General features: G+C 59.6%; 19 protein-coding genes. All 19 read left to right on the forward strand.

Annotated features, from left to right (window positions below; all coding sequences use genetic code 11):
• Position 1 precedes the first annotated feature (1 nt).
• The 19 genes from KW832_RS01500 (at position 2) to KW832_RS01590 (ending at position 17,994) form a co-directional block, all read left to right on the forward strand.
• On the forward strand, positions 2-496 hold the full coding sequence (locus tag KW832_RS01500; RefSeq protein WP_121422234.1) for a GspH/FimT family pseudopilin: 495 nt from the start codon (positions 2-4) through the stop codon (positions 494-496).
• Positions 493-945, forward strand: coding sequence for a prepilin-type N-terminal cleavage/methylation domain-containing protein (locus tag KW832_RS01505; protein ID WP_055396819.1), 453 nt, complete (start codon positions 493-495; stop codon positions 943-945). Before KW832_RS01500 ends, KW832_RS01505 begins: the two co-directional genes overlap by 4 nt.
• Positions 942-1,553: a prepilin-type N-terminal cleavage/methylation domain-containing protein gene (locus KW832_RS01510; protein ID WP_121507613.1), complete on the forward strand. Its 612-nt coding sequence runs from the start codon at positions 942-944 to the stop codon at positions 1,551-1,553. Before KW832_RS01505 ends, KW832_RS01510 begins: the two co-directional genes overlap by 4 nt.
• Positions 1,553-2,467 (forward strand): general secretion pathway protein GspK, encoded by a 915-nt coding sequence (locus KW832_RS01515; protein ID WP_218298880.1) that lies wholly within the window; start codon positions 1,553-1,555, stop codon positions 2,465-2,467. Before KW832_RS01510 ends, KW832_RS01515 begins: the two co-directional genes overlap by 1 nt.
• On the forward strand, positions 2,464-3,465 hold the full coding sequence (locus KW832_RS01520) for a PilN domain-containing protein (RefSeq protein WP_218298879.1): 1,002 nt from the start codon (positions 2,464-2,466) through the stop codon (positions 3,463-3,465). Before KW832_RS01515 ends, KW832_RS01520 begins: the two co-directional genes overlap by 4 nt.
• The gene (gene gspM, locus KW832_RS01525) at positions 3,462-4,016 is read left to right on the forward strand and encodes a type II secretion system protein GspM (RefSeq protein ID WP_199727039.1); all 555 of its coding nucleotides are present in this window, start codon (positions 3,462-3,464) and stop codon (positions 4,014-4,016) included. Before KW832_RS01520 ends, gspM begins: the two co-directional genes overlap by 4 nt.
• Positions 4,017-4,147: 131 nt before the next feature.
• Positions 4,148-4,516 (forward strand): hypothetical protein, encoded by a 369-nt coding sequence (locus KW832_RS01530; RefSeq protein WP_255577456.1) that lies wholly within the window; start codon positions 4,148-4,150, stop codon positions 4,514-4,516.
• A gap of 36 nt (positions 4,517-4,552) precedes the next feature.
• Entirely contained in the window at positions 4,553-6,955 is a 2,403-nt protein-coding gene (gene gspD / locus KW832_RS01535; RefSeq protein ID WP_218298878.1) for a type II secretion system secretin GspD, read from the forward strand.
• A gap of 74 nt (positions 6,956-7,029) precedes the next feature.
• Entirely contained in the window at positions 7,030-7,482 is a 453-nt protein-coding gene (locus KW832_RS01540) for a hypothetical protein (protein ID WP_218298877.1), read from the forward strand.
• A gap of 172 nt (positions 7,483-7,654) precedes the next feature.
• Positions 7,655-8,608, forward strand: a complete 954-nt coding sequence (locus KW832_RS01545; protein WP_176888249.1) for a hypothetical protein — start codon at positions 7,655-7,657, stop codon at positions 8,606-8,608.
• 119 nt (positions 8,609-8,727) lie between these two features.
• Complete coding sequence (locus KW832_RS01550; RefSeq protein ID WP_218298876.1) at positions 8,728-9,837, forward strand: VCBS repeat-containing protein; 1,110 nt, start codon at positions 8,728-8,730, stop codon at positions 9,835-9,837.
• Between the two features lie 23 nt (positions 9,838-9,860).
• Positions 9,861-10,754: a peptidyl-prolyl cis-trans isomerase gene (locus KW832_RS01555; protein WP_255484819.1), complete on the forward strand. Its 894-nt coding sequence runs from the start codon at positions 9,861-9,863 to the stop codon at positions 10,752-10,754.
• A gap of 158 nt (positions 10,755-10,912) precedes the next feature.
• A complete protein-coding gene (locus KW832_RS01560; protein WP_218298875.1) occupies positions 10,913-11,890 on the forward strand; it encodes a glycosyltransferase family 2 protein in 978 nt (325 codons plus the stop codon).
• 2 nt (positions 11,891-11,892) lie between these two features.
• The gene (locus KW832_RS01565; RefSeq protein ID WP_218298874.1) at positions 11,893-13,116 is read left to right on the forward strand and encodes a glycosyltransferase family 4 protein; all 1,224 of its coding nucleotides are present in this window, start codon (positions 11,893-11,895) and stop codon (positions 13,114-13,116) included.
• On the forward strand, positions 13,116-14,036 hold the full coding sequence (locus KW832_RS01570; protein ID WP_218298873.1) for an NAD-dependent epimerase/dehydratase family protein: 921 nt from the start codon (positions 13,116-13,118) through the stop codon (positions 14,034-14,036). Before KW832_RS01565 ends, KW832_RS01570 begins: the two co-directional genes overlap by 1 nt.
• A complete protein-coding gene (locus KW832_RS01575) occupies positions 14,033-14,857 on the forward strand; it encodes an ABC transporter permease (protein ID WP_255577458.1) in 825 nt (274 codons plus the stop codon). The genes KW832_RS01570 and KW832_RS01575 overlap by 4 nt, the downstream gene beginning before the upstream one ends.
• A gap of 4 nt (positions 14,858-14,861) precedes the next feature.
• Positions 14,862-16,085: an ABC transporter ATP-binding protein gene (locus KW832_RS01580; RefSeq protein ID WP_218298872.1), complete on the forward strand. Its 1,224-nt coding sequence runs from the start codon at positions 14,862-14,864 to the stop codon at positions 16,083-16,085.
• Complete coding sequence (locus KW832_RS01585) at positions 16,082-16,981, forward strand: lysophospholipid acyltransferase family protein (RefSeq protein WP_218298871.1); 900 nt, start codon at positions 16,082-16,084, stop codon at positions 16,979-16,981. The genes KW832_RS01580 and KW832_RS01585 overlap by 4 nt, the downstream gene beginning before the upstream one ends.
• Positions 16,978-17,994 carry a bifunctional 2-polyprenyl-6-hydroxyphenol methylase/3-demethylubiquinol 3-O-methyltransferase UbiG gene (locus tag KW832_RS01590; RefSeq protein WP_218298870.1) on the forward strand — a complete coding sequence of 339 codons (1,017 nt, stop codon included), beginning with the start codon at positions 16,978-16,980 and terminating at the stop codon, positions 17,992-17,994. The genes KW832_RS01585 and KW832_RS01590 overlap by 4 nt, the downstream gene beginning before the upstream one ends.

Raw genomic sequence — 17,994 nt, forward strand, 5'->3', positions numbered from 1 at the left:
CATGAGCCGCCCTTTGTTGGCGTCAGACCTCCGCATCCGTGGCTTCACGTTGTTGGAGATGCTGGTCGTGCTGGTGCTGGCTGCCATTACTGTCTCCGTGGTAGGGGCGGGCGGGCAGGCGTACATGGAGCGGTCACGCTACAACCAGACGGTACGGGATGTTTCCAGCCAATTGAACAAAGCGCGTGCGCTCAGCGTCCAGGAAGGCCGTTCGGTGACCGTGACCTACCAGTCAGACATTCGCAGGCTGGTGGTTGACGGGCGCCTGGCCCTGGAGGTGCCTGCATCACTGGTGGTCCAGTGGGAAGCGATTGAACGCAATTCGCGGACTGGCAAAACTGCAACTGCCGTGGGAGAACCTATTTTTGTGTTCAATTCCGACGGCGGCGCACGTGGCGGGCGGCTTGCAGTGCTAAGAGGTGGGCAGGGCGTCAGCTTTCGCGTGAACTGGCTCCTTGGGACGGTGGAGCAATCCATGGTCGCGGCCCAGTCATGACCGTGACGTGCTGTCTGTTGCCCCTGATTGATCCTATTTTCAAGTCATTCAGGCGAGCGCCACGGAATCAACGGGGGTTCAGTTTGCTGGAGGCCTTGGTCGCCATGGCAATTGCTTCCATTGCGCTGGCAAGTCTTTACCGCAGCGTGGGGCAAGGCTCCAAAAATGTGGTGGATGTGGAGGCTCGGGTGGAGGCCTCTCTCGTGGCCAGGTCGGCAGTGGCTGCTGGAACCTTTGCAGAGGATTTGATGCGACAGGATTCCGGGCGGGCAGGCGATTGGAATTGGCGGATTCAGGTGGCGCCCGAACCGGTCCAAATGATGGACGAGAGTGGTCGCCCGGTAGCCGGGCCACCTGTGCGTGCGGCAAGGGTGACCGTAGAGGTCAGTAAAGATGGTGTGACGGCTGTCACATGGACCACATGGAAGCCCTACAGGTCTGCACCATGACCCACTCTTTTCGAAAAACTTCCCGTGGTTTTACCTTGTTGGAGTTGCTGGTCGCATTGGCCGTGACGTCCGCAGTGGTCGCTCTGATGTTTGCGGGCGTGGGAGTCATCGGGCGTTCGGAAGAGCGCAACCAGCGCGTCATTGAGCGCTCTGAACGCATGTTGGTGGTCAGCCAATGGCTTGGGCGCAAGTTTGACACCCTGCGCTTGTTGAGTCGGCGCGACGAAAACATCTTTGTGAATTTTTTTAGCGGAAATGCTGCGGGTGCGATCTGGGTGGCGCCATTGCCGGAGCGGGGGGATGCTGGGGGGCTCTATGTATTTCGCATGAGCCCCCTGCGCCATGCCGATGGGCGCGTCGATCTGTCGGTAGAAGCCGTTCCTTATGACGGAGCACTGATGGCGCTGGACTGGGGCAAGGCTTTGCGCGAAACACTTCTGTCGGATGTGCGAACGCTTCAGTGGCATTACCAGGACGGGCTGACGGGTCAGTGGACTCAGCAATGGGACTCTGCCAAAGCGCAGTACCCCGCACGTATCCGGGTGGAAATTGCCGATGCGCGCGGAGACTGGCCTCCTCTGGTGTTCCCTCTCGCGAGGGCAAGGTGATGAAGCGGTCGAAACACGGCAGCCGGGGCGCAGCGCTGATTCTGGTGCTGTGGCTGGTTGCGTCCTTGTCATTGGTGGTGATGGCGAGTTCACGGGGGATTCGCCAGCAAACGCAGCGCGCAGGGCTGGATTTGGAACGCTTGCGCGCTGAGTCCGTGCTGGACGCCGCGATCCAACTGACTGCGCAGCGAATGATGTCCGAAAAGACCGCAGACAGTTGGTACCGCATTCAACGTTTGCCAATGGGGCCGAATGACATCTGGGTGGAGATCACGCCCTCTGGAGGGCTGGTAGACGTTAATGTCGCCAGCGAAGCTTTGCTGCAGGCGCTTTTTCAAAGAGCTGGAGGGCTCTCCTCGGGGGAGGCTGCCATCTTGACCTCACGTGTGCGGGACTTCATCGACCCTGACGACACGCCAGGTGGGGTGGGCGGGGCTGAGGCTGCCCAATACCGCGCTGCTGGCTGGCCCTCCCTGCCTCGAAATGGCGCGCTGGATGACCTTTCGGAACTGAGATCAGTCCTGGGAATGACGTCTGAGCTCTATGAGATAATCGCGCCCCACTTGGGTATCAATGGGCAGCAACGCATCGAAATCGATTCAGCCCCTCCCGCCCTGATCGACGTCCTCACGGGACAGCTAGGTTTGGGGGCGCGCATTCACAACTCCCCACCGGAAACGCGGGCTGGCGTGCTTTTGACAGGAGCTGCAGCCGAATTTTTCTCGCCTGCCCGCGCTGGAGGCGGTCTGACAGTGCGCCTCAATGCTTTTGTGCGGGCTGAAGGTGATCGCTGGTGGCAGCGTGAGGCATGGATCGATCTCAGCGAGCGTCCCGGTGGTCTGACGCCCTGGACAACGCTCTCTTTGGAGCCGACACGCCGCTTAAACAAGCCGGAACAGGAATTCAAGCCATGACAGGTTGGGGGCAGCTATCTCTTCGTGCGCAAAAAACACTGGACCGAATGGCATGGGGTTTCGGTGATCTCATGCGCGTTCTCATGGAGCATGGCGCCTGGCCTGCAGTCGCGAGTGCAGCCATTGCGTCCGACGGAGGGCGTTGGACCATCACTGGAACCCGTGCCCGCAAGCGCGCCAACAATCGAAAGGCTTCCAGCCTGCTGGTACCGGAGTCCGGCTGTCTTTGGGGCACCGTGCAGTTGCCGGATATGCCGCGGCGCTCGTTGGCAGGCGGCGTCGAAGAAGCCCTGTGGCGGGTCTCTCCCATGCCGCCGGAACAGATTGTGGCGGCATGGTGGGCAGAACCTCAAGCCCAAGGTGGTTGGATGGTGGAGTGGGGCATGTGCCGACGCAACACCCTGGCCGAGCAATTGACGCAGCACGGGTTTGCCGAAAATGCCCCTGTATATCTGATGCGCCAGGGGCGCGCGCTTCCCGTCCGTACAGCGGCGTGGCAAAAGCAGTACAACCGCCAGCGTTGGATGGATTGGTTGGGGGTGGGGCTGGTGCTTGTCCTGCTCGCCGCACTGTCATTGCCGGCACTCATGCCTCTGGTCTTGAAGCGCCAGGCGGTGGTCCGCGCTGTGGAGCACGTCAACATGCTGGAGCCCAAGGCGGCTCCCTTGCGCCAGAAGATGGATGAACTGCGCCGCCAGGCAGACTTGGCGGAAGAGCTTCGCAAGAACATCAGTACGGACCTGCCTCTCGCCAGTGTCGTGGATGCGCTTTCCGCCGCTATTCCTGCCGACACCTGGCTGGATCGCATCGAAGTCAACGGTAGCGAAATCCGGATCACGGGATTGACGGCAAATGCTACCGAACTTATTGGGCATCTAGGGCGCCAGCCTGGCCTGGTGGATGTGCGCGCCACCGGGGCAAATGTGCGCGACGGCACGCTGAATAAAGAGCGCTTCACGTTTGAAATGCGCTGGCGGGGCGAGGGAGCAAAACCATGAAAATGAATGTATGGCGCCGTCATTCGGTGGTTTTGCTGCTGGTGCTGTTTGTTGGCGCCTTGGCTTGTGCCGCTCTGATTTACAGCACTCTCTGGGCGCGTTACAACAACGCCCTGCAACAACTGGAGCCCCGTAGCGAACGCCTGGAAGGGGTGGTGAACGCCGGCGCTGAAATCGAAACCCTGCTCAGCGCTGCAAGCAGTACAGTGGCCCCGCTGGTGCACCCTGCTGGCGAAACTTCTCAAAACGATATCCAGCAGAAGCTTCGCCAGATGATCATGGCTTCTGGCGGCACGCTGGTTTCATCCCAGGTCGCGCTGGAGCCTGGGGTGGATGGCAAGCTGGCGCGCATACGCTTGACGGCAACCGTGAATGGTGAATGGGTCAAGTTGGTGAGTTTTATGGAAAGTCTTCAGACGCACCGCCCTCCTTTCTGGGTGCGCACCGCCAACATCACGCGTGAGGGGGCAAGTTCTGGCGCGGGTCCGCAAAATGCACGCCTGTCTTTGCAGCTGGAGGCCCCCTTGGCACCAGAAAAGGCCAAGCCATGATCAAACCTTGGTACGTCGGCCCCGTCCTGGGTGCCGTAGCTGTGGCTGCGAGCGCTTACTGGTGGCATACCGAAAAAGAGCGCTGGAACCCGCCGCAAGCGCGCCGGCCCGATCTTCCAAAGGTTGAGCCCATGCCCCCTGTGATCAAGGTCCGGGCAAAGCAGGCAGTGGAGCGCCCCTTGTTGTGGGCATCGCGGCGCCCGGTGGCGGTGGAAGAAAAAAAGACCAGTTTGGTCACGGAGTTGCTGCAGGCGCGCCTCACTGCAGTATTTGAGTCTGGCAAGGAGCGTGTGGCCATCTTGCAGCGCCCCGATGGCAGCACCCTCAAGATCACCGGGGAAACCAAACCCTGGCGAGTTGAGTCCTTTGATGGCCGCAAGGCTCTCTTTGTGTCAGCTGATGACCAACGTGTAGAGCGCCCGCTGGAAGCGGGAAGTGCGGCGGCCGTGAAAGCCGGACCGATCGGTGACCGCCTGCGCAGGCCTGCAACAAATCAATAAGCCCTAGCGGCGTACCCCAATATTGGAGCTATCTCTATGAATATTCGGCCATCCATCCTCTTGCTCGCATTGCTGGCGGCAGGCTGTGCCAGCACGCAGGGAGGTCCTGCGGCGTCCGGAGTTGCGGACTCCAAGGTCGCAGTTGGCGGAGCACCGGGGCCATCGCAGCCTGTTGCAGCTGCGGCTGCGCCAGTGGCGCCAAGCCCTGCACCGGCGGCGTCAGCGCCCAAGGAGCAGGCGCAAAAGAATGCTTCTTCCAGCACCAAGCTATATCCCGGCAACGACCAGTTTTTCAAGCGCGACAAGGCGCCTGCAATCGATCCCGTGCTTGCCAAGGGCGACAAGGTGGCGCTCAATTTCGAGAATGTCACTGTCAGCAACTTGGCTACAGCGTTGCTAGGTGACCTGCTCAAGCTCAACTACACCATCGACGCAGGTGGCGAAACGGTGGTGAGCCTGCATACGCGCCAGCCGCTGCTGCGCAGTCAGGTGCTGGATGTGCTGGATGCGGTGCTGTTGCCCCACGACTTGGCCATCGTCCGCGACAACGCGGGGGTCTATCACGTGACCAAGCGTACCGTTACCGTAGGCGCGCGCCCGGTGGTAGGGGCGTCCAAATTCAAGGATCTGTCAGGTGCCGGGACGGTTATCGTTCCCTTGAACCACATAGCAGCGGCCGAGATGGCCAAGATTCTGGCGCCTATCGCACCCCGTGAGGCCATCGTCTACGTGGACTCCCTGCGCAACCTGCTGGTGCTGCAGGGCAGCAAGGCCCAGTTGGGTGGTTGGCTGGAAATGGTAGAAGCGTTTGACGTGGACTTTCTCTCTGGCATGTCGCTGGGTGTGTTCGTGTTGGAAAACGCCAACGTCAACGTGGTACGGGATGCTCTGCAGGCGATGCTAGGCTCCGACAAATCCTCCGATCCCTATGGGGGGGCTGGTGCCGCACCTGCGGGGGGGGCGCCTAGCACGTCGGGTGCTGCTGCAGGTGGTGCGGCCGCAAGTGGTGGTGCCAGCGGTGCCGGCGCCCAGATGGCGACCCCTTTGGGTGGCTTGATTCGCGTCTTTCCCGTTGAGCGTCTGAATGCCCTGGTGGTGGTCACGCCGCGCAGTCATTTGTTGGCCCAAGTGGAAACCTGGATCCGTCGCCTGGACCGTCCCACCGATACGCTGGAGGCCAGCCTGTTCGTGTATCCGGTGCAAAACGGCTCGGCATTGCAGCTGGCGGAAATGCTCAATGGCCTTTTTGGTGGGCAGTCCGGGCAAGCCGGCTCGGGTGGCGTCGCGGCGGGCTCGGCGCCCACGCAGTTCTCACGGGGGGCGGGGGGCTCCGGTCTGGGTACGGGCAGCACTGGCAATACGGGCAGTTCCAGCGGCCTCTATGGCAATAGCAGTAGTTCCGGCACTGGCACTGGCAGTAGTCCTATGAACGCAGCGCTGGGTGCTGGCGGAAACAGAACTTCTTCGAACAACACATCCCTTACGTCAACGAGTCAATTGGATGGCAACGTGCGTGTGGTTGCGGACGAAAAGCGCAATGCGCTGCTGATCCGTGCTCCGCGCACCGAATACCGCCGTATCGAGCAGGCTCTGCGCGAACTGGACAAGGCTCCGATGCAGGTGTTGATCGAGGCCAGCATCGTGGAGGTGAGCCTCACGGGCAACCTTGAATATGGTGTGGAGTGGTTCCTGCAGAACGGTCTTAGCAGGGACCGCCAAGGTGGGGCACTGTTGGATCTCAACAGCGAAATCAGCGGGATAGGCCCTAAAGTGCCTGGCTTTTCGTACACCATTACCAAGGCGAACGTGGTTCGCGCCGCGCTGAACGCCGTTGCCTCAAAAAATCAGGTCCGGTTGTTATCCAGTCCGTCGCTCCTGGTGCTGAACAACCACACCGCGACCATTCAAGTCGGAGACCAACAGCCCATTCTGAGTTCAACTTCGGCTGCTACTGGCAGTAGCTTTATCACTCAGTCCATTACCTACAAAGATACTGGTGTGATGCTCTCAGTCACGCCATCCGTCAATGCGGGGGGGTTGATCTCCATGGATATCTCTCAGCAAGTCACCGATGTGGGTGACAGGGACGTTGTGACGAGTCAGCGGTCCTTTCAGACCCGGCAAATACAAACGCGTGTCGCAGTGCGTTCCGGCGAGTCCATCGTTCTGGGTGGGTTGATCCGTGAAAATGACACCAACAGCCGTGCCGGTTTGCCGGGGCTTGCAGACGTCCCGGTGTTGGGGGCCCTATTCTCAAATACGTCAAACCAGCGTAGACGCACGGAGCTGCTGGTGCTAATGACGCCCCGCGCCCTGGAGGACGATGACCAATTGCGTTCGGCCAGTGCGGAGATGCGCGAACGCATGCGCTCCTTGTCCTTGCAGGCCCAACCCATGAGTTTCCGCCCCCCAGATGCCCAGTTGCAACCTTCGCGCTGACTGCGCCTGGCTGCTATGGCCCTAGCCAGCGTGGCGTATCCCATATATAGATAGTCAATCAGGAGATTCTTTACATGACAAAACCTGTTACCCGTCGTCATCTCGTCACGACCTTGGCAGCGCCTGCGGTACTGGCAGTGCTGGTGGGCTGCGCTACCGCTGGGGGTGCAGTGGTGTCGGCCGAAGATGACCAAGCTGCACTTCTGGCCCGGTCGACGGCGTACTGGGCGCTCATTCAGAAAAACGACCGCGTGAGTGCCTGGGCCTATGAGGAAATGTCCAAGGATCCGAGCGCCACCCTGGAGGGCTATCTCAAGCGTGGAGGCATTACATTCGATGCGGTGGAGGTGCGTGGGGTGCGCGCCATTGAGGGCGACCGCGCGACTGTCAATGTGTGGATGCGCTACTCTTTGCCGTTGCTGCGCTTGAAAAAGCAAGAGGCTGCGACCGAAGACGAATGGCGCCGCATTGACGGTGTGTGGCACCATGTGCAGCGGCGCAGTGTCATGTTTCCAACAGCCCAGTGATACTTCGTTGTTTGAGTGCAACAAACAAGGGTGTGTTGGGTTTCTGGTGGAAATAGGTTGAAAAAATCAAAGGTATCAGTATAAGATTGCATCAACCCAAACGGAGTACGGATGGGTTGCAGATCCCGCACAGGGTGGGAAAGCTTCCTTCAATTATCTAAGGACTGAGAAGATGAAAAAATTTGCAATGGCAGCCGTTGCAGCCGCTGCGCTGAGTGCTGGTGTGGCGCAGGCGTACACCGTGGGTACGTACAGCAATGGTTTCGTGGTTCCTAACGTGATCCACAACGGCGATACCGACACCACTGCAGTGGGTCTGGTCAACAACACCGGCAACGTTGTGCCTGTGTTCTGGACGTTCTTTGATGCGAACTCCAACCACGTCACCGACGGTTGCTTCCCCATGACCAACAAGGACTTCGAGCCCTTCGTCTGGTCGCAGCAAGCCGGTCAAGGCCTGGCTGGTACCCGTGGCTACTTGGTGTTCGCTGTGGGTGCAAACACTGCCAGCACCACCGCAGCTACCGCATGTAACGTGGCAAATGCCACCGCAGGTGTCGCCGTCAACGGTGCTATCGGCGCCAGCGCGTTCCAAGTGACCACCACCGCACAAGACGTTGCTTACGTTCCTGTGATCGATGGTCCTCTGACCCTGGCTACTGGCTCTGATCTGACGACCCTGGGCGCAACCAGCCTGCTGGCAGTCGCTGGCGCTCGTACCGTGACGGGCGGCGTTGCTTCGGCTACGCCTTCCTTTGCAATGCGCTACGCTGTGGACAACACCCTGAACGCCGGTCTGGAAACGCGTATCGTGGTGTGGTCGACTGGTGACCACCGTGGTACCCACACGGTCAACATGTTCGACGCAGCTCAAAACCGTAAGTCGGTGAACTTCGCTCTGGCGGAAGCTGAACTGTCGTTCTTCAACCCTGAAACGATCCCTGGCCGTCCAGCCAACTTCGCCGACGGTTTCATCGAGTGGTCGCCAATGGCTAAGCAGCCTGATGATTTCCCAGGTGCTGACGGTTCGTCGTTCTTCTCCCTGGGTGGTTCTGTGTTCACGTACAGCGTGATCAGCATGCCTGCCTTCGGTGCTGTGCAGTCCATCCTTGGCACGCACAACTAATTTTCTCGATGAGCGCAGCACCAGCTGCTGTGCTAAGTCAGAAAAAATGGTAGCCCTACGGGCTGCTTCAAAAAATGGCGCCTTTGGGCGCCATTTTTTTTGCATGTTTTGGGGTCTTTATGAAATTGTCTTCCTCCGCTCCTTTCCGACTGCTTGCTGTGCTAGGAATTTCGGTTTTGCTGGGTTGTCAGGCGCCCCCCGTTGCTGTGAAGGGGGGGGCGCCTTCTGCCAAGGCACCGACGGATCAAAAGGCTTCGGATCGAATTGCCATTGAAGCGCACATGGTTTGGGGCGGCGAAGTACGTTGTTTTGCCAAGGGCGAATGCCGCTTCGTGTATGTTGAGCACGAAGAAGGCCGCGTCGTTCTGCAGCAGATCAATAGGCGCACGGCACGCCAACTGGATCGCCAGTCTGTGGCTTACCATCCAGACTCCGCTATCTGGCTGTCAGACACGCTGGTGGCTGCTGCCGTGGAGGCCACGGGCAGTCTCGATATCTTCAGGGTTGAGGGCGACCGCTTGGTACGGGTGCATCAGGCGCCTGTAGGTTTTGCTCCGCGGGATGTCATTCTCGTGACTGCCTCGCAAGGTCGATACAAAATGCTGGCAACACCCTACAGTGGCAAGAATGTTGCGTGGATAGATTGGCAGGAGGGTGTGGCGCAAGCGGCTGCGCCCAAGAGTGTGCGTTGGTGTGAGGCGCCTTGGCATCCTGTTCAAGTGAGCAAAGTTCCGGGCACGGCCGGTGGCGGAATTGCCGTAGCGTGTCTGGATGATCGCAAGGTGGTCGCGGTTTCCGACGTTGACCTCCTTGCTGCTCCCCGTGTGCTGGCTACTTTTGGCGCTGTGGCGCGCCACGCGCGGCCTTCTCCTTCGGGGCAATGGCTGTATGTGGCTCTGGAAACGGGTGCGCGCAATGCCCGTATCAACATGCAAACCGGGGAACTCCAATACATACAGTCACCTCTGACCGGCAGCGTCGCCGTTGCGCCCCTGTCTGACGATTTGGTGGCATGGGCTGATGACGGAAAGCTCTATCTGCAGCGCCTCGATGCCGATGCCAAAGTGCTGGAAACCCGTTGGATAAAGACTAGCGGGTTCTCTACGGGCTTGCAACTCATCGATGTCGATGGCGATGGTGAGCAGGATATTGTGGTGCTCAATTCCGTCGATGCAGTAGTGGACGTGATCTATGGCTCTCTTTGGGATCGCGCCGCTGAACGCTTGTGAGTTTGTTTTTTGCAGAAATTTCTATGACATCTACTCTGTGCAATCTGGGCTGGGTTCGCAGTCTGATCATGTGCGCCGCTGTCGCAACTGCCTCTTTGGCGAATGCGTCAGATACGTTGGTTCGTTTCTCCAATGGTGAAACGATCAGCCAGGCTGATCTTTCGGCTTATTTGGAGAAGCGCGTTGACCTTCGCCCTACCAGTCGCAGTGCTTGGGGCGTGCAAACCGTGTTGCGGGAAATGGCTGCGGTGCGGGTGTTCTCCCTGGAGGGTAAGCAGGTAGGGGTCCCACATGAAGAAGGGCGGGAGGCGCAGCGGTTCGATGATATTTATGCGCAAGCTGTGTACGCAAAGCTCGCTCCAGCCTGTACGCCTCCAGCCGACGAGAAGGCATCGCGTCAATACTTCAACGATAACCCTCAGGCTTTCCGGGTGCCGCCCATGGCCAGGCTGAGTCGCGTCATTCTGCCGGCATCTGAAACCGTCGAGGGTGAGTCGGCTGCTGCCTGGCTGATGAAGGAGGCTGGCGATGTTGCTGCAGGCAAGAAGTCGTTTGATGACCTGACCAAGCAGGCAGAGGCTGTCTACAAGCTGGATCCTCAGGGTGATTTGGGATGGATTACGCTTTTTGACGAAGAAGCCAGCGTGCTCCGTGTTTTGGCTACAGCAAAGCAAGGCGAAATGGTGGGGCCATTGCGTGAAGGTAACTTTGCCTATCTCTTCAAGGTCAATGAGAAGCGTGAAGGCCGTCAGTTGGCGTGGGAAGAGGTGGCGTTGTCTGTGCCCGCCCGTTCGGTAGCTTACTGCCGCCAGGAAGGGGCTAAGAAAGTCCGTAGCGACTTGTTTGCGAAGTATGGGGTGGAGCTGGACAACGCAGCCATCAGGGCGATGTTCTTGAAGCAGACGATGGCCAAGTAGCTTGAGCTTGGTCGAGGCAAGAGGTCAGGGTGCTGTTTTAGGGCGGCGCAGTACAATGGCAGGTTTTGCGGATTGCCATGGTGGTTAAACCAAAATGCGCAATGTGACCACAAGGCGCATGGCGCTTTCCCACCAACTGAGCTCCATGCTGACTGCCCATGACTGAAATGCGCGCCTCCGTGTTGATCCCCGTCAAGAACGGAGGGCCCTTGCTGGGTGAAGTGCTGGATGCCGTGCTGTCGCAGCAAGCGCCGTGGCCATTCGAGGTTATTGTGGTGGACTCCGGATCATCCGACGATTCTGTGGAATGCGCCCGGCAGCGTGGCGTTCGCGTAGAGACTATTCCTGCGGCAGAGTTCGGCCACGGGCGTACACGCAATCTACTGGCTTCCATGGCAAGGGGGCAGTTTCTGGTATTTATCACGCAAGATGCGCGACCTGCGAGCCCCAAATGGCTGTACAACATGGTGCAGGGCTGCGACGCTGAACCAGGTGTGGCGGGAGCTTTTGGTCCTCATCGAGCCCATCCCCAAGCGCGGCATGTTACGCACTGTGAGCTGAATCAGCATTTTGCCGGCTTTGGTGACAAGCTGTCTGTGGTTCGCCTTGAAGACCCCGCCCGGTTTGCCAGAGATCCTGGTTATCGCCAGTGGCTGCACTTTTTCTCCAGCAACAATTCATGCATTCGCCGCTCGGTGTGGGAGCAACTGCCTTTGCCAGAAGTGGCATTTGCAGAGGACCAGACATGGGCGCTGCGCGCCATTGAGGCGGGGCACGCGAAGGCCTTTGTGCCAGATGCGGTGGTCTACCATTCGCACGATTTCGGTGTGTGGGAGACGTTGCAGCGCAATTTTGACGAAGCACGCTCATTCCATCTCTACTTTGGCTATCGCATTCAGGACAGCTTGGCGCAGGCTTTGAAGTCTGGTCTGTACTTGGCTAAGCGGGATCTTGGCTGGTTGCGCAGCGGGGGGCTGCAGGGCTGGCGCCTTTGTAAAAATGGGATTTACATGGGCTTCATTGAAATGGCGAGGGTTTCGGGGCAATACCTGGGCACGCACCATGACCGTTTGCCCGCTTGGCTGCTGCGCTCGGTGTCGCGCGATGAGCAATTGCAGCGTGCGGGAGCTGTCTGACCATGGCGTTGAATCTGTCCAAGAAGATCTGGCGTGTGAAAGAAATGGCGCGCAAGGAAGGTGTTTTTGCCGCCCTGCGTGCTGTGGTGCGTCGCCTGCGCCAAGGCCCAGGGAGGTATGTGGATGTCTTTCGACACTACGACTTTGCCCTGCCTTATGTCTTGCCTGCCCAGTCGGGTGAGGCCAAGCCGGGCACCTTGCTGTGGTTCATTCCTGACTTCAATGTCGGGTCCGGTGGCCATCTGAACATCTTCCGCACCATCTGGCATCTGGAGCAGATGGGCTACACCTCCAGTATCGTGATCGGCAAGCCCGTCATGCACCACGATGCGCAGGAGGCCCGCGAGGCCATTCGGAAGCACTTCTTTCCGCTTCAGGCGCAGGTGTTGTTGGGTCTTGAAGATCTGCCGCCGTGCGAATTCTCCATTGCTACGGGATGGGACACTGCCTACACCGTACGCGCCTTTACGGGCGCGAAGCACAAGCTCTACTTTGTACAGGACTACGAGCCGCATTTTTACCCCGTCGGGTCGGAGTCGGTCCTGGCACAGAATACTTACAGCTTTGGATTTTTCGGCATCACGGCGGGCGGCTGGCTGGCCAGCAAGTTGGCGAATGAATATGGCATGACCACCCACGCTATAGGTTTTGGTGTGGAACTAGAGCGTTACCGGCGCTTGCCGCGCAGGGAGCCGGAAATTCGCCGGGTGTTCTTCTACGCGCGTCCCCCCACGCCCCGCAGGGCGTTTGAGTTAGGACTTCTGGTGCTGAATGCAGTGTGGGAGCGGATGCCCGACGTCCAGTTCGTACTGGCAGGCTGGGACACGGCTGGCTATCACATTCCGTTTCCACACTTGGGGTGTGGAACCGTGGCGCTCGATGATCTGCCGGATCTCTACAGCCAGTGCGATGTGGCGCTGGTTCTGTCGCTCACGAATGCATCGCTGTTGCCCCTGGAGTTGATGGCTTCGGGTTGTGCTGTGGTTTCGAATCGGGGGCCCAACGTGGAATGGCTGCTCAATGAAGACGTGGCCGCTCTGGCGGAGTCTTCTCCCGAGGGGTTGGCGGATGCCGTCTGTGACTTGTTGCAGAACGATGAACGGCGCCATGCTTTGAGCGCACGGGCCGAAAAGTTTGCGCGGGCGCAGACTTGGGACATGGTTGCGAAGGACTTTGAAGCTGCCCTGCTGCACGCGCGCACCCAGCAGCAAGTGGAGGCTTCCTGATGCGTTGCGCGATTCTGGGAGGTGCTGGGTTTCTGGGGCGCCATATTGGGCGTGCCATGGCGTCGGAGGGCGCAGAGGTGTGGTCGGTAGACCGGTCATTGTCGGCTGCGGGTAGTGCTCCCTGGCTGGCAGGAGAGGTGCAGGCAGATTGTTTTGACCTGCCCTCCTGGTGGGATGTGGTGGGGGGGGCAGACGTGATTGTTCACCTCGCTTCCTCCACGGTGCCGGCCACGGCCAGTGAGGACCCCATCCAGGATGTCCAGACCAATCTGGTGGGAACCTTGCGCCTTCTTCAGGAATTGCGCAAAAAGGCCGCGCGCCCGAGGTTGCTGTTTGCGTCATCCGGTGGGGCGGTGTACGGGCGGCCGCAGTATGTGCCTTTGTGTGAGGCCCACCCCACCATGCCCATGGGGGCCTACGGCGCCACCAAACTGGCGATTGAGCACCACTTACGCATCGAAGAGGCACAGCATGGCCTGCCATGCCGGATTCTGCGCTTGAGCAATCCCTACGGTGAGTGGCAGCAGCCCCATGGAGTCCAGGGTGTGATTGCCGTTTTTGCACACCGTGCGCTCAATGCGCAACCGCTGGATGTGTGGGGGGACGGGTCCGTGGTGCGCGATTTTGTTTACGCTGCGGATGTGGGATATGCGTTCGCAGCAGCGGCACGCCATGAGGGGGAGACCCGGATATTCAACATTGGCGGTGGTGCAGGGCACAGCGTCAACGATATTGTGCACACACTGGAGCAGTTGTTGGGGCATGCCGTAGAACGGCGTGTATTCCCTGCGCGTCCTTTTGACCCACCGGTCAATGTGTTGGACATTCAGCGTGCCCGGAACGAGCTGTTCTGGAAGCCGACGATGGCTTTCGAGGATGGGGTGGCCAAATCGGTCGAATGGCTGCGGACGGTAGCATGACGCGCCCTGTTTCCCATTCCACTGGGGTCTCATCGGCAGCGCCGCGCAATGCGCGCCAGTTGTGGGTGCTTTGGCGGTACTGGATGGTGCGCGAGTTCAAGACGCGCTATGCCGGTTCGGTATTGGGTTTTGCCTGGGCTTTTGTTCAGCCCGTAGCCACGCTGGCTATTTTCTATGTTCTTTTTGGCTTGGTGCTGGCGGTGCGGGTGCCCGGGCTGGACGTGAACAATGGCTATTTGCTGCACCTTCTGGCAGGGCTTGCAGTCTGGCTGCCCTTTACCGATGCCATTGGCCGGGGGGTTGGGTCTTTGGCGGCGTACGAGGACTTTCTGCGCAAGCAGCCTATGCCTGCGGAGATACTGCCCGCAGTGTCCGTTGGCGGCAGCCTGCTCGTTCTGGGTATTGGCTATGCGCTGTTGATTGTCTTGTCGGTAGTGCAGGGTGTGGGGCCTTACGCGTCACTGGCTTGGCTACCGATTCTGGTGCTGGCCCAGATTGCGCTGACCTTTGGTCTTACGTTGTTGCTGAGCATGGCCCACTTTCTGTGGCGTGATGTGGGCTCCATGGTGGCCTTCGCGCTACAGCTCTGGTTCTACCTGACACCTGTCGTATACCCCCTGTCCCAGGTGCCGGAGAAATTCCACAACTGGTTCCTTTTCAACCCCGTAGCTTGCCTGGTCCTGATGGTGCAGAGCACTGTATTGCATATGCCGGTACCGCCGGGAACCCCCGTGGCCTTGGCCGTATGGGTGTTGTTGCTGGGTGGAGGGGGGTGGTGGTTCTTCCGCTCAATGAAGTCTGCACTGGGCGAGGCCTTGTAAAGCCATGACGATCCGCTTTGAAGGCATTGAAAAGACCTATATGGTCTACAGCCGTCCGCAGGACCGGCTTTGGGAGTGGGTGACGCGTAAGCAGCGCCACCGTATTCATGTCGCTTTGACTGGGGTGGATTTTGAGGTGCAGGCCGGCGAAACGTTTGGCCTCATCGGCGAAAACGGTGCGGGCAAAAGCACCTTGCTGAAAATCGCGGCAGGCACCATCCGTCCCACCCGTGGGCAGGTGTTTCAAGAAGGCCGCGTTGCCGCGTTGCTGGAGCTTGGTGCGGGGTTTCACCCGGAGGAGTCCGGCTACGACAACATCCGCTTCATGGCCGCGTTGCATGGGCTGGAGGGCACCGCCATGGAGGACTTCATTTTCCGTGCCACTGCGTTCTCGGAGTTGACCAAGGAGACGCTGGAGCGGCCGGTGAAGACCTACTCATCGGGCATGTTCATGCGGCTCGCTTTTGCCGCTGCGACGGCCATCGATCCGGATGTTTTGATCGTGGATGAGGCGCTCTCCGTGGGCGACCTGCATTTCCAGAAGAAGAGCCTCAATCGCATTCTGGAGCTTCGTGAGCGAGGCGCCACGGTGCTTTTCTGTTCCCACAACCTGTATCAGGTACGAAGCCTCTGTCAGCGGGCGGCATGGATACACGGCGGTCGCGTGCAGGCGATCGGAGCTACCGAGGACGTGGTGACCGCCTACGAATCCCATGAGCGACGCAGGTATGCCCACCTGCGCGTCGAGGCCCATGAGGCTGCAAAAAAGGATGAAGCGACGCAGCCCGCAGCGGCGTCTTCGTCGGGAGCACCGCTGGTAAAAATCGCAGGCCTGACGATCGAAACGGGGGACGGCATCAACCCTGCGCAGGTGGATTCGTTTCAGGATCTGTCGGTAGAGATCGAGATCGAGTCCTATGCTGACGCGCCGTTTCATGTGTTGTTTGCAATTGTTCGCCCGGACAAGGACAACGTTTTTGGCACGAGCACGCAGTTTCGTGCCGAGGGTAAGCCGCTGCAGGGCACTGGCAGCCACCGCATTCGCGCCAGATTCCCACGCTTGCCGCTCCTGTCGGGTGAATACCTCTGGAGCGTCTATGTCCTGGATGATTCAGGTATCCAGGTGCTGGACATGGCGGAACTTATCCAGCCCTTTACCGTGCTGAACCAGAAGCACCGGGAGTTTGGTGTTGCCTGGCTGGAACACGAATGGGTGCTGGTGGAATGACGCGAGCCTGGTCTCTGGACCTGCTATTCCCTTTCATTGCCCGGCTGCCTACGACCCTGCCCTGGCGGTTGGCCGGGCGGATAGGGCGGGAATCAGCGGCGGAGCGCGAGCACCTGCTGCGCTGGCTCGAAAGCTTGTTTGCCCGGGTCTTCCCGCAAGCCACGGGGGGGCAGCATGCGCAATGGGCTCGCGCCCACTTGGACATGTTAGCGCAGGAGATGATGGATGCCATGGCCTTCAGCCGCCTGGGCCGTTCCGGAGGGCCGACCATTGATCTGCAAGGTGCCGAGTTTGCCAAAGGCCTGGCTCGCCAAGGCAAGGGCTTCATACTGGTTCTCAATCACTATGACCGGCTTCTGACGGCCCCGGTTGCTTTGGCGAGGGAGGGTGTCGCCACCCATGTTCTGACCATGCCGGTCTTGGACAATCCGGAGCTTGAGGCTGCGCAGCGCCGTTTTTTGCTGCGAAAAATTCAAGGCTATACCGAGGTGACCGGTGGAAAATGGCACACCACGAGTGAAGGGCTGCGCCCGGTGCATGAAAGCCTGCGGGCGGGGCAAGCGTGGGTGATTCTGGCTGATGCATGGCGACCTGAGTTTGGCCGCTTGCGTGGTAACCCTTTTCTGGGCGGCAACCTGAGTCTGCCCACAGGTATTGAGCGTCTGGCGCAATCCACGGGCGTTCCGTTGCTGCATGCTGTGACTTATTCCCGACGCCCTGACCATCTGGAGGTTGTCGTCGAGCCATTGCCGGAAAATCCCAGGCAGGCGATCGATAGAGTCATCCAGCGGCTGGAGCAGGATGTTCTGGCCCGGCCTTGGGCATGGTGGCAGTGGGGATTGTGGGATCAGATGTGGCAGCCCGAACCGGCGCCAAAGGCGGAGGGAAATGCATGACCAATATTGAGCGATACGACTACGCATTCGACCCGGATGGTGAGGAATGGGCTGCTCGGTTGCTGCGCCGCGTGCCACCAGGTGGCGGCTCGGTTCTGGAGCTTGGGCCGGGCCCTGGCGCCATGACCCGTGTTCTCCTGGCTCGGGGCTATCGCGTCACGGTGGTGGAAAACGACCCCGAGGCGCTGGAAGTGCTCAAGACACTGGACGTGGAAGTCATCCCTGGAAATCTGGACAGCACCGACTGGCTGGATGCGCTCAAGGGTCGGCAGTTTGATACGGTGATGGCGTGTGATGTGCTGGAACACCTCAGAAAGCCCGAAGATGTGCTGCAGCGGTTGAGTGCGTTTGTCGCTCCCATGGGCTGTCTACTGATTTCCGTTCCGAACATCGCCTATGCCGGGGTGCTGGCGTCTATGCGAAGCGGCATCTTTGACTATTCCGACAAGGGCCAACTGGACAGGACCCATGTCCGTTTCTTTACCAAACGCAGCATGGAGAAGATGTTGCTGGACTGCGGATGGGCTCCCCGGGTCTGGGAAGCCAACAGGGTACCCGTTGAATGCAGCGAATTCGCCGGCTACTGGAGCGCCCTGTCGGGCGACCAGCGCCAGGCGTTGTTGGCTGGGTGGCAGGACTTTGACGTCTACCAGTGGATGGTGGTGGTCACGCCTTCTGTGGATGCCCCAACGTGGGAGCTGAAAGAGGCTCGGGGCATGGCGGAAAGCTTGCGCGACGAGTTGCAAGCACTGACGGTGCTGCACCAGCGCGAACGAGCTTCGTTGCTGGAGCACCAGAAGGCCTTTGCGGAAGCCAAGGACCTCATTGGGAAACTCCAGCAAGAGATCAATGAGTTGCGCACAGAGGTGGGTTCGCTGCGGGCCGAAAAGACACTGGTGGAGTCTGAGCTTGCGACCACGCAAATAGCGTTGCAGGCCAGGACGGCGGAGCTGAACGATCGCGCATGGCGCAGCCGTTGGCGCAGGCTCATGGGCTCGCATCACAGCCGGTGA

The organism is Acidovorax sp. sif0632, assembly GCF_019218805.1.
In the GTDB taxonomy this organism is placed as follows: Bacteria; Pseudomonadota; Gammaproteobacteria; order Burkholderiales; family Burkholderiaceae_C; genus Acidovorax; species Acidovorax facilis.

Coding starts and splice junctions, on each gene's coding strand:
- KW832_RS01510 (WP_121507613.1), top strand. CDS start 942: ATGACCCACTCTTTTCGAAAAACTTCCCGTGGTTTTACCTTGTTGGAG.
- KW832_RS01545 (WP_176888249.1), top strand. CDS start 7,655: ATGAAAAAATTTGCAATGGCAGCCGTTGCAGCCGCTGCGCTGAGTGCT.
- gspD (WP_218298878.1), top strand. CDS start 4,553: ATGAATATTCGGCCATCCATCCTCTTGCTCGCATTGCTGGCGGCAGGC.
- KW832_RS01550 (WP_218298876.1), top strand. CDS start 8,728: ATGAAATTGTCTTCCTCCGCTCCTTTCCGACTGCTTGCTGTGCTAGGA.
- KW832_RS01585 (WP_218298871.1), top strand. CDS start 16,082: ATGACGCGAGCCTGGTCTCTGGACCTGCTATTCCCTTTCATTGCCCGG.
- KW832_RS01505 (WP_055396819.1), top strand. CDS start 493: ATGACCGTGACGTGCTGTCTGTTGCCCCTGATTGATCCTATTTTCAAG.
- KW832_RS01560 (WP_218298875.1), top strand. CDS start 10,913: ATGACTGAAATGCGCGCCTCCGTGTTGATCCCCGTCAAGAACGGAGGG.
- KW832_RS01555 (WP_255484819.1), top strand. CDS start 9,861: ATGACATCTACTCTGTGCAATCTGGGCTGGGTTCGCAGTCTGATCATG.
- KW832_RS01540 (WP_218298877.1), top strand. CDS start 7,030: ATGACAAAACCTGTTACCCGTCGTCATCTCGTCACGACCTTGGCAGCG.
- KW832_RS01500 (WP_121422234.1), top strand. CDS start 2: ATGAGCCGCCCTTTGTTGGCGTCAGACCTCCGCATCCGTGGCTTCACG.
- KW832_RS01575 (WP_255577458.1), top strand. CDS start 14,033: ATGACGCGCCCTGTTTCCCATTCCACTGGGGTCTCATCGGCAGCGCCG.
- gspM (WP_199727039.1), top strand. CDS start 3,462: ATGAAAATGAATGTATGGCGCCGTCATTCGGTGGTTTTGCTGCTGGTG.
- KW832_RS01515 (WP_218298880.1), top strand. CDS start 1,553: ATGAAGCGGTCGAAACACGGCAGCCGGGGCGCAGCGCTGATTCTGGTG.
- KW832_RS01520 (WP_218298879.1), top strand. CDS start 2,464: ATGACAGGTTGGGGGCAGCTATCTCTTCGTGCGCAAAAAACACTGGAC.
- KW832_RS01570 (WP_218298873.1), top strand. CDS start 13,116: ATGCGTTGCGCGATTCTGGGAGGTGCTGGGTTTCTGGGGCGCCATATT.
- KW832_RS01580 (WP_218298872.1), top strand. CDS start 14,862: ATGACGATCCGCTTTGAAGGCATTGAAAAGACCTATATGGTCTACAGC.
- KW832_RS01530 (WP_255577456.1), top strand. CDS start 4,148: ATGCCCCCTGTGATCAAGGTCCGGGCAAAGCAGGCAGTGGAGCGCCCC.
- KW832_RS01590 (WP_218298870.1), top strand. CDS start 16,978: ATGACCAATATTGAGCGATACGACTACGCATTCGACCCGGATGGTGAG.
- KW832_RS01565 (WP_218298874.1), top strand. CDS start 11,893: ATGGCGTTGAATCTGTCCAAGAAGATCTGGCGTGTGAAAGAAATGGCG.